Here is a 10,091-nt window from a genome sequence, read left to right as displayed (position 1 = left end):
TCCGGAGGCAGGGCCGGGGCCGGGGTCGGGGGCGTCCGGGGCGGTGGGCACGGGGGCTCCCTGGCGGTGGGCGGACGGGTCGCTCCATGATCGCCAACGCCGTCCGGCCGCCGCCAGGCCGGAAGGTCACAACGCGCGGCCCGGCGGGGTGTGGCCTCCGCGCAGCGCCCGTGGTCAGGCGGGCGGTGGCGGAGGGCGGCGGTGGCGGAGGGCGGCGGCGGAGGGCGGTGGCGCAGGGCGGCGGCGACGGACGGGGAGGTGCGTCAGGGGGTGCGGAAGCCGCGGAAGACCACCTCGGCGCGGCGGACGAAGCCCAGCCGCTCGTACAGCGCGAGCGCGCCGGTGTTGGTGGCGGCGACGTGCAGGAACGGGCGCTCGCCGCGGGCGGTGATCCGGGCCGCCAGCTCGCCGACCAGGTGCGCGGCCAGGCCCCGGCCGCGGGCCTCGGGGGCGGTGCAGACGGCGGAGACCTCGGTGAAGCCGGGCGGGTGCAGACGCTCGCCGGCCATGGCGAGCAGCGTCCCGTCCGGGGCACGGACGCCCAGGTAGGTGCCGAGTTCACGGGTGCGCGGCCGGAACGGGCCGGGGCGGGTCCGCTCCACCAGCTCCAGCATGGCGGGCACGTCGGCGGCGCCCAGCTCGACCACCCGCAGGCCCGCGGGCGCGGCCGGGTGGACCGGCTGCGTCTGCACCAACTGGTGCCCGGCCAGGGTGAATTCGGGCTCCCAGTGGGCGGGCGGCAGCGCCGGGCAGTTGAACAGGTCGGCGAACTCGCCCGCCCCCAGCAGCTCGGCCAGGTCCGTCCAGGCCCCCGGCCCGGGCCGGGCGGTGACACTGCTGAAACCCGCCACCTCGGGGTCGTACCGCACCGCCTGCCCGTGCCGCCGGGCCAGGTGGGCGTGCGCCCCGTGCAGCGAGGCGGCCACGGGGTCGTCCAGTACGGCGGTGGCGGCGGCATCGAGATCGCGCATGGGCTCCGGTCCCTCCCGGTCGATCGGTCCACCCCATGATCGCGCACCCGGGCCGCCGGGTCCCGCAATCCCGGCGGATCGTGCAGGGCGGGCGCCGGGGCGGGGACGGGTGCGGGCGGGCTCTTGTTACCGGCGAGTCACGTCCCTATCATCGCCACTGTGACAGCTTCACTGTCAAACCTGGGAGGCGGTCGACGATGACCCCCGCAACACCCCCTTCCGGCCCCCTGGCGGGGGTCCGGGTGCTGGAGCTCGCGGGCATCGGCCCGGGGCCGTTCGCCGCGATGCTGCTGGCCGACCTCGGGGCGGACGTGGTGCGGGTCGACCGGCCGGGCGGGCAGGGGCTCGGGCCGGATCCGGCCCGGGACCTGACGAACCGGAACAAGCGCTCGGTGCTGGTGGACCTGAAGGACGACGGGGGCGCGGCCGTCGTGCGGGACCTCGCCGCCCGGGCCGACCTGCTGATCGAGGGCTGGCGCCCCGGGGTGGCCGAGCGGCTCGGGGTCGGGCCGCAGGACTGCCTGGCCCGCAACCCGGCGCTGGTGTACGGCCGGATGACCGGCTGGGGGCAGGACGGCCCGCTCGCGGAGCGGGCCGGGCACGACGTCACCTACCTGGCGGCCGCCGGCCTGCTCGGGCTGATCGGCCCGGCCGACGGGCCCCCGGCGATCCCGGCCAACCTGCTGGGCGACTACGCGGGCGGTTCGCTCTACCTGGTGGTCGGCCTGCTCGCGGCCCTGCACCACGCCCGCGCGACCGGCACCGGCCAGGTGGTGGACGCCGCGATCGTGGACGGCGCCGCGCACCTGTCGACCATGCTGTGGGGGCTGATGGACGCGGGGCTGTGGCAGGACCGCCGGGGCGTCAACCTGCTGGACGGCGGCGCCCCCTGGTACGGGACGTACGAGACGTCCGACGGCCGGTGGATGGCGGTCGGCCCGCTGGAGCCGCGCTTCTACGCCGAGTTCGCCCGGCTGCTGGAGCTGGACGCGGACGCCCCCGAGCAGTACGACCTGGCGCGCTGGCCCGAGCTGCGGGAGGCCGTCGCGGCCCGGTTCGCCACCCGTACCCAGGCCGAGTGGACCGCCCGGTTCGAGGGCCACGACGCCTGCGTGGCACCGGTGCTGACGCTCCGTCAGGCCGCCGCGCACCCGCACCTGGCGGCCCGCGGCAGCTACACCGAACGGGACGGCACCCCGCAGCCCGCCCCGGCCCCGCGCTTCTCCGCCACCCCCGGCGCGCTGCGCACCCCGCCCGCCGTCCCCGGCGCGCACACCGCCGAGGTGGCCCGCGACTGGGACGTGCCCGCACTCGACCGCCCCGCCCCGCCGGCCCCCTGAACGCACCCGCCGCCCTCCTGAACGAACCCGCCAGCGCCCCGAAGGGAACGCCCGTGCAGCGCGAGCTCTACACCGAGGAACACGAGGACTTCCGCACCACCGTCCGGGCCTTCCTCGCCCGGGAGGTCGTCCCGCACCACGCCCGCTGGGAGCAGCAGGGCATCGTGGACCGCTCCGCCTGGCTGGCCGCCGGGAAGGCCGGGCTGCTGGGCACCGCCGTGGACGAGCGGTACGGCGGCGGGGGCAGCCCGGACTTCCGGTTCGCCGCGGTGCTGGCGGAGGAGTTCGTCCGGGCGGGGGCCAGCGGGCTGGCGGTCGGCCTGCACAACGACATCATCGGCCCGTACCTGACCGGTCTGGCCACCGAGGAGCAGAAGGAGCGCTGGCTGCCCGGGTTCTGCTCCGGCGAGCTGATCACCGCGATCGCGATGACCGAGCCGGACACCGGTTCGGACCTGCAGGCGATCCGCACCACCGCCGTCGACGCGGGCGACCACTACCTGCTGAACGGCGCGAAGACCTTCATCTCCAACGGCATCCTGGCGGACCTGGTCGTGGTGGTGGCGAAGACCACCGCGGAGGGCGGCGCGCACGGGCTGAGCCTGCTGGTGGTGGAGCGCGGCATGCCGGGCTTCGAGCGCGGCCGCAACCTCGACAAGATCGGGCAGAAGGCGCAGGACACCGCCGAGCTGTTCTTCCGCGACGTGCGGGTCCCGAAGGCCAACCTGCTGGGCGAGGAGCACCAGGGCTTCCTGTACCTGATGCGCAACCTGGCGCAGGAGCGGCTGGCCATCGCGGTGGCCGCGATCGCCGCCGCCGAGCAGCTGGTGGAGGAGACCACCGGGTACGTGAAGCAGCGCACCGCGTTCGGCCGGCCGCTGGCCAAGCTGCAGCACGTCCGGTTCGAGATCGCCGAGCTGGCCACCGAGTGCGCCGTCACCCGGGCCTTCGTGGACCGCTGCGTGAGCGAGCACAACAGGTACGCGCTGACCCCGGTGGACGCCTCGATGGCCAAGTGGTGGGCCACCGAGCTGCAGAAGCGCACCGCCGACCGCTGCCTGCAACTGCACGGCGGCTCCGGTTACATGAGTGACAGCGCGGTCGCCCGGGCGTTCACCGACGGGCGCGTCCAGACCATCTACGGCGGCACCACGGAGATCATGAAAGAGATCATCGGCCGCTCCCTGCTCGCCTGAAGCCCGCCAGCCCGCCAGCCCGCCAGCCCCCGACCCGCCCGACCCTCCGCCCGAAAGGCATCCCCACCGTGACCACCGAAGCGTACGTCTACGACGCGATCCGCACCCCGCGCGGGCGCGGCAAGCAGACCGGCTCCCTGCACGGCACCAAGCCGATCGACCTGGTGGTCGGTCTGATCCACGAACTGCGGCGCCGCTTCCCGTCGTTGGACCCGGCGGCGATCGACGACATCGTGCTCGGCGTGGTCAGCCCGATCGGCGACCAGGGCTCCGACATCGCCCGGGTCGCGGCGATCGCCGCCGGGCTGCCCGACACCGTCGCGGGCGTGCAGGAGAACCGCTTCTGCGCGTCCGGCCTGGAGGCGGTCAACCTGGCGGCGGCGAAGGTCCGTTCGGGCTGGGAGGACCTGATCCTGGCGGGCGGCGTCGAGTCGATGTCCCGGGTCAAGATGGGCTCGGACGGCGGCGCCTGGTTCGCCGACCCGATGACCGCCTACGAGACCGGCTTCGTCCCGCAGGGCATCGGCGCCGACCTGATCGCCACCGTCGAGGGCCTGTCCCGCACCGACGTGGACGCGTTCGCCGCCGAGTCGCAGGCCCGCGCCGCGAAGGCCCAGGCCGACGGGCTGTTCGACCGCTCGGTGGTGCCGGTGCGCGACCGCAACGGGCTGGTGGTGCTGGGCCGCGACGAGTTCATCCGCCCCGGCACCACGGTGGAGTCGCTGGCCGGGCTGAAGCCGTCCTTCGCGGACATCGGCGAGCTCGGCGGCTTCGACGCCGTCGCGCTGCAGAAGTACCACTGGGTGGAGTCCATCGACCACGTCCACCACGCCGGCAACTCCTCCGGCATCGTGGACGGCGCCGCGCTGGTCGCCATCGGGTCGAAGGAGATCGGCGAGCGCTACGGCCTCACCCCGCGGGCCCGGATCGTCTCCGCCGCGGTCTCCGGCTCCGAGCCGACCATCATGCTCACCGGCCCCGCCCCCGCCACCCGCAAGGCGCTCGCCAAGGCCGGGCTGAGCGCCGCCGACATCGACCTGGTCGAGATCAACGAGGCGTTCGCCGCCGTCGCGCTGCGCTTCATGCGCGAACTCGGCTTCCGGCACGACCAGGTGAACGTCAACGGCGGCGCCATCGCGCTCGGCCACCCGCTCGGCGCGACCGGCGCGATGCTGATCGGCACCCTGATCGACGAGCTGGAGCGCCGCGACCTGCGCTACGGCCTGGCCACCCTGTGCGTGGGCGGCGGCATGGGCATCGCCACCGTGATCGAACGCATCAACGCCTGACCACCCGTCAACTCACGTACTCACCCAAGGACTTCGCAGACATGACCGACGTGAGCAGCCCCATCCGCTGGGAGCAGGACCAGGACGGCGTGGTCACCCTCGTCCTCGACGACCCGGCCCAGTCCGCCAACACCATGAACGCCGGGTTCACCGACGCGCTCGAAGCGGTCGTCGAACGGCTCGCCGCCACCGAGGAGTTGGCCGGCGTCATCGTCACCTCTGCGAAGAAGACCTTCTTCGCGGGCGGCGACCTCAAACTGCTGTCCTCGGTCGGGCCGGACGACGCCGAGCAGGTGTTCGCCGACTCGATGCGGATCAAGCGCGCGCTGCGCCGCCTGGAGACCCTCGGACGGCCGGTGGTCGCCGCGATCAACGGCGCCGCGCTCGGCGGCGGCCTGGAGATCGCGCTGGCCTGCCACCACCGGATCGCGCTGGACGCGCCCGGGAGCAGGATCGGCCTGCCCGAGGTCACCCTCGGCCTGCTGCCCGGCGGCGGCGGAGTGGTGCGCACGGTGCGGATGCTCGGCATCACCGACGCCCTGCTCAAGGTGCTGCTGCAGGGCCAGCAGTACCGTCCGGCGCAGGCTCTGGAACACGGCCTGGTGCACGAACTCGCCGCCACCGCCGAGGAGATGGACGCCAAGGCGCGCGCGTTCATCGCCGCCCACCCGACCAGCCTGCAGCCCTGGGACGCCAAGGGGTACAAGATCCCCGGCGGCACGCCCAGCACCCCCGCGTTCGCCGCCAACCTGCCCGCCTTCCCGGCCAACCTGCGCAAGCAGCTGAACGGCGCGCCCTACCCGGCGCCGCGCAACATCCTGGCGGCCGCCGTGGAGAGCTCCCAGGTCGACGTGGACACCGCGTTCGCCATCGAGGCCCGGTACTTCACCGAGCTGGCCTGCGGGCCCACCTCCAAGAACATGATCCAGGCCTTCTTCTTCGACATGCAGGCCGTCAACTCCGGTGCCTCCCGCCCGAGTTCGGTGCCCGCGTGGAAGGCGTCGAAGGTCGCGGTGCTGGGCGCGGGCATGATGGGCGCGGGCATCGCGTACTCCTGCGCCAAGGCGGGCCTGGAGGTCCTGCTCAAGGACGTCACCCGGGAGGCCGCCGACCGCGGCAAGGCGTACAGCGCGGGCCTGCTGGACAAGCAGGTGGCGCGCGGCCGGATGACCGAGGACGAGCGCGCCGCGTTCCTGGCCCGGATCACCCCCACCGCGGACGCCGCCGACCTGGCCGGCTGCGACACCGTCATCGAGGCGGTCTTCGAGAACCCCGAGCTCAAGCACAAGGTGTTCCAGGAGGTCCAGCACGTGGTCGCCCCCGACGCGCTGCTCTGCTCCAACACCTCCACCCTGCCGATCGGCCTGCTCGCCGAAGGCGTCGACCGGCCCGCCGACTTCGTCGGCCTGCACTTCTTCTCGCCGGTCGACAAGATGCCGCTGGTCGAGATCATCAGCGGCCCGGGCAGCGGCGACGAGGCCCTCGCCCGGGCCTTCGACCTGGTCCGGCAGATCCGCAAGACCCCGATCGTGGTCAACGACTCCCGCGGCTTCTTCACCTCCCGCGTCATCGGCCAGTTCCTCAACGAGGGCGTCGCCATGATCGGCGAGGGCCTCGACCCGTCCTCCGTCGAACAGGCCGCCGCCCAGGCCGGCTACCCCGCCAAGGTCCTCTCGCTGCTGGACGAGCTCACCCTCACCCTGCCCCGCAAGATCCGCAACGAGACCCGCCGCGCCGTCGAGGAGGCCGGCGGCACCTGGACCTCCCACCCCGGCGAGGCCGTCATGGACCGGATGCTCGACGAGTTCGACCGCCCCGGCCGCAGCGGCGGCGGCGGCTTCTACGAGTACGAGAACGGCCGCCGCACCCGGCTCTGGCCCGGCCTGCGCGAGCACTTCCGGCGCGAGGGCGCGGAGATCCCGTTCGAGGACATGAAGGAGCGGATGCTGTTCGCCGAGGCGCTCGACTCGATCCGCTGCCTCGACGAGCACGTCCTCACCTCGGTCGCCGACGCCAACATCGGCTCGATCCTCGGCATCGGCTTCCCCGCCTGGACCGGCGGCGTCCTGCAGTACGTCAACGGCTACCCCGGCGGCCCGGCCGGCTTCACCGCCCGCGCCCGCGAACTCGCCGCCGCCTACGGCGACCGCTTCACCCCGCCCGCCTCGCTGACCGCCCTCGCCGAGAACGGCGGACGGTACGCCGACTGACGACCCGCCCGCGGCCCGCGCCACACCGGCGGACCGGCCGAACCCCTGGTTCCGGCCGGTCCGCCCGTGGTGGAATGCCCCCGCCGCGCACCGATCACCCACGGCGCACGGCCGACCACACAGACCACGGCGTGCGGAGGGGAACACCGGCGTGCACACCAGCGCACTCGACGAACGGCACGGGGGGCGGACCGCCACCACGCCGCCGATCGAACGGGAACGGGAGCTGAGACGGCTCACCGACCTGCTCGACGGCACCGGACAGCGCCACCTGGCGGTGATCGACGGACCGCCCGGCATCGGCAAGACCCGGCTGCTCCAGGAACTCCACCGGCACGCCACCGCGGCCGGCTGGCGGGTCCACCACGGCCACGGCTCACCCGCCGACCAGCACGTCCGGCACGGCCTGTTACTCGAAGCCCTGCACGACACCGACGCCGCCACCGCCCTCACCGCCGACGAACCGGCCGGCCCCGCCGCCGACCAGTGGCGGCTGCGCCACCGCCAGACCTGCGCCGAAGCCGTCCGCGCCGCCCTCGCCGCCCCCCGCACCCTCCTGCTGCTCGACGACGTCCAGTGGGCCGACGCCGACACCCTCGCCGTCCTCGACCGGCTCCTGCGCACCCCCGGCGCCCCGCCGCTGCTGCTCGCCTACCGGCGCGGCGAGTGCCCCGACACCCTGGCCCGCACCCTCGGCTCCGCCGACGCCCTGCACCTGCCGCTGCGCCCGCTCGACGAGGACCAGCAGGCCCGGCTCGTCCCCGACGCCGACCCCGCCACCCGCGCCCTGCTGGCCGGCCTCAGCCGCGGCAACCCCCGCCACCTGCGGCTGCTCGCCGAACTCCCGCCCGCCCGGCTGGCCGCGCTCGCCGCCGCCTACCCCCGGCACAGCGGCCGCACCGCCGCCGACTGGGACGACCCCGACCAGCCCACCTGGCTGCCCGCCGACCCCGGCCCCGGCACCCCCCAGGACACCGGCGCCGACACCGCGATCCGCTGGGAACTCGAAACCCTCCCGCCGGAGGCCCGGCACGTGCTGTGCGCCGCCGCAGTGCTCGGCCCCGAAGCCGCCCCGCGCGAGATCGCCGCCGTCGCCCAGCGCCCCGCCGACGAGACCGGCCCCCAGCTCGACCTGCTGGTGCGGCGCGGCTACCTGGAGAGCGGCGGCGGCCGGTTCCGGTTCGTCCACCCGCTGGCCCACCTCGCCGCCTACCGGCTCTCCGGCCCCTCCTGGCGGGCCGCCGCCCACCGCCGGGCCGCCGCCCACCTGGTCGAGCACCACCCCTCGCCGTGGCGCTGGGCCGCCCAGATCGAACACGCCCTGCCCGACGTGCGCACCGCCGAACTCGTCCGGCTCGCCCGGGCCGCCGCCACCGCCCTGCCGCTCGCCCCCGAACTCAGCGCCCGCTGGCTGCGCAAGGGCCTCCAGGCCGTCCGCCACCAGGGCGACCGCACCCCGCTCCAGCACGAGTTCGCGGCCGGCCTCGGCCGCGCCCTGATCGTCCGCGGCGAGTACGCGGCCGCCCGCGCCGTGCTGCGCCCCACCGTCTCCGCCCCCGGCGTGCCCGGCCGCCGCGCCCTCGCCCTGCTCGCCCTCGCCGACCGGCTGGAGGGCCGCGCCGACCACGCCTACCAGCGGCTCGCCGAGTTCGCCGACTACCGGCCCGCCGACCCGCCCGGCCGCACCGGACCCGCCCTCCCCGGCCCGGCCGACCTGCCCAACGGCGACCTCCCGCACGGCGACGGCGTCGGACTGGAACTCGCCCGGATCGAGCTGATGAACGGCCGCTACGAGCAGGCCGCCCGGCGGGCCGCCGCCTGCGCCGACCGCAGCACCGGCACCGAGGAGTCGGTGGCCGCCGGGATCATCACCGCGATGTGCGCGGTGGCCGGCGGCGACCTGCGGGCCGCCCGGCACGGCACCGGGGCCGCCACCCGGATGCTGGAGACGCTCAGCGAACCCGCCTGGCTGCGGGTGCTCAGCGTGGTCCCGGAGTACGCCTGGTGTTGCTTCTTCCTGGAACAGCACGCCACCGCCAAGCACCGCGTCGACCTGGCCCTCGCCGACGCCGACCGGCACGGCCAGCGCTACCTGCTGCCGCACCTGCACACCGTCCGGGCCTGCCTGTCCGGGTTCACCGACGAGCTCGACCGGGCGATCGCCTCCGCCGACCTGGCCATCGACCTCTCGCACCGGGCCGGCTGCGCCGAGATCTCCGCCTTCTCCGCCGCGTTCCGGGTCCGCCCGCTGCTGTGGACCGCGGGCCCGGCCGCCGCCGCGGACGCCCTGGTCCTGCTGCACGACCTGCCCGAGCCGCCGGTCGCCTGGTGGCAGGGCGTGGTCCGGCACACCGAGACCGAAGTCGCCCTGGCCTGCGGCCACCCGGTGAGCGGCGACCGGGCCGAGACCGCCCTCGGCCTGCGCAACCCCGGCGTCCGCGACCCGATGCTGCCCTACCGGTGCGAACTCGCCGCCGCCGCCCACCTCGCCGACGGCACCGAACAGGCCGCCGCCGCCCTGGTCGCCCGCGCCGAGGACGCCGCCCGCACCTCCGGCCTGCGCGGCGCCCGGGCGATCGCCGCCCAGGCCCGGGCCCGGCTGCTCGCCCACCGCGGCGACCACCCGGCCGCGCTGGCCGCCTTCCGCGCCGCCGCCGACGGCCTGGAAGCCTCCGGCCAGCCGGTCCGGGCCGGACAGGCCCTGCTGCTCGCCGCCGCCCTGCCCGACCCCGGCCGCCCCCGCACCGAGACCGCCCGCGCCCGGACGCTGTTCGCCCGCGCCGGGGCGCACGCGCTGACCGCCGCCCTGGACGCCGGCCCGGCCGACCCGGCAGGCCCGCCGCGGACGGCACCGGCCCCGCGGCCGGCCGCCCGCCCGGCCCCGCACCCCGCGCTGTCCCGGCGCGAGCAGCAGGTCGCCGAACTCGCCGCCGACGGGCTGTCCAACCAGGACGTGGCCGCCCGGCTGTTCGTCAGCGTCCGCACCGTCGAGTCCCATCTCACCAGCGCCTACCAGAAGTTGGGCATCCGCTCGCGGGCCGCCCTGGCCCGCGCCCTGGACCGCTGACCGCTGGACCGCTGACTG

General features: G+C 75.6%; 6 protein-coding genes. 5 read left to right on the top strand and 1 reads right to left on the bottom strand.

What is annotated here, in order from left to right; genetic code table 11:
* Positions 1-263: 263 nt before the first annotated feature.
* Positions 264-971, bottom strand: a complete 708-nt coding sequence (locus tag IH44_RS0125010) for a GNAT family N-acetyltransferase (protein ID WP_030461964.1) — start codon at positions 969-971, stop codon at positions 264-266.
* Positions 972-1,168: 197 nt separating this feature from the next.
* Between IH44_RS0125010 and IH44_RS0125005 the strand changes: the two genes are divergently transcribed.
* The 5 genes from IH44_RS0125005 (at position 1,169) to IH44_RS0124985 (ending at position 10,073) form a co-directional block, all read left to right on the top strand.
* On the top strand, positions 1,169-2,311 hold the full coding sequence (locus tag IH44_RS0125005; RefSeq protein ID WP_030461963.1) for a CaiB/BaiF CoA-transferase family protein: 1,143 nt from the start codon (positions 1,169-1,171) through the stop codon (positions 2,309-2,311).
* Between the two features lie 53 nt (positions 2,312-2,364).
* The gene (locus IH44_RS0125000; protein WP_030461962.1) at positions 2,365-3,507 is read left to right on the top strand and encodes an acyl-CoA dehydrogenase family protein; all 1,143 of its coding nucleotides are present in this window, start codon (positions 2,365-2,367) and stop codon (positions 3,505-3,507) included.
* 68 nt (positions 3,508-3,575) lie between these two features.
* Complete coding sequence (locus IH44_RS0124995; protein ID WP_030461961.1) at positions 3,576-4,796, top strand: acetyl-CoA C-acetyltransferase; 1,221 nt, start codon at positions 3,576-3,578, stop codon at positions 4,794-4,796.
* Positions 4,797-4,837: 41 nt separating this feature from the next.
* Positions 4,838-7,006, top strand: coding sequence for a 3-hydroxyacyl-CoA dehydrogenase NAD-binding domain-containing protein (locus IH44_RS0124990; RefSeq protein WP_030461960.1), 2,169 nt, complete (start codon positions 4,838-4,840; stop codon positions 7,004-7,006).
* A gap of 151 nt (positions 7,007-7,157) precedes the next feature.
* Positions 7,158-10,073 (top strand): LuxR family transcriptional regulator, encoded by a 2,916-nt coding sequence (locus tag IH44_RS0124985; RefSeq protein ID WP_030461959.1) that lies wholly within the window; start codon positions 7,158-7,160, stop codon positions 10,071-10,073.
* Positions 10,074-10,091: the final 18 nt, after the last annotated feature.

Source organism: Kitasatospora sp. NRRL B-11411, assembly GCF_000721345.1.
Lineage (GTDB): Bacteria > Actinomycetota > Actinomycetes > Streptomycetales > Streptomycetaceae > Kitasatospora > Kitasatospora cineracea.
Note: the sequence above shows the minus strand (reverse complement) of the source record. Positions and strands in the feature narration are given on the sequence as shown.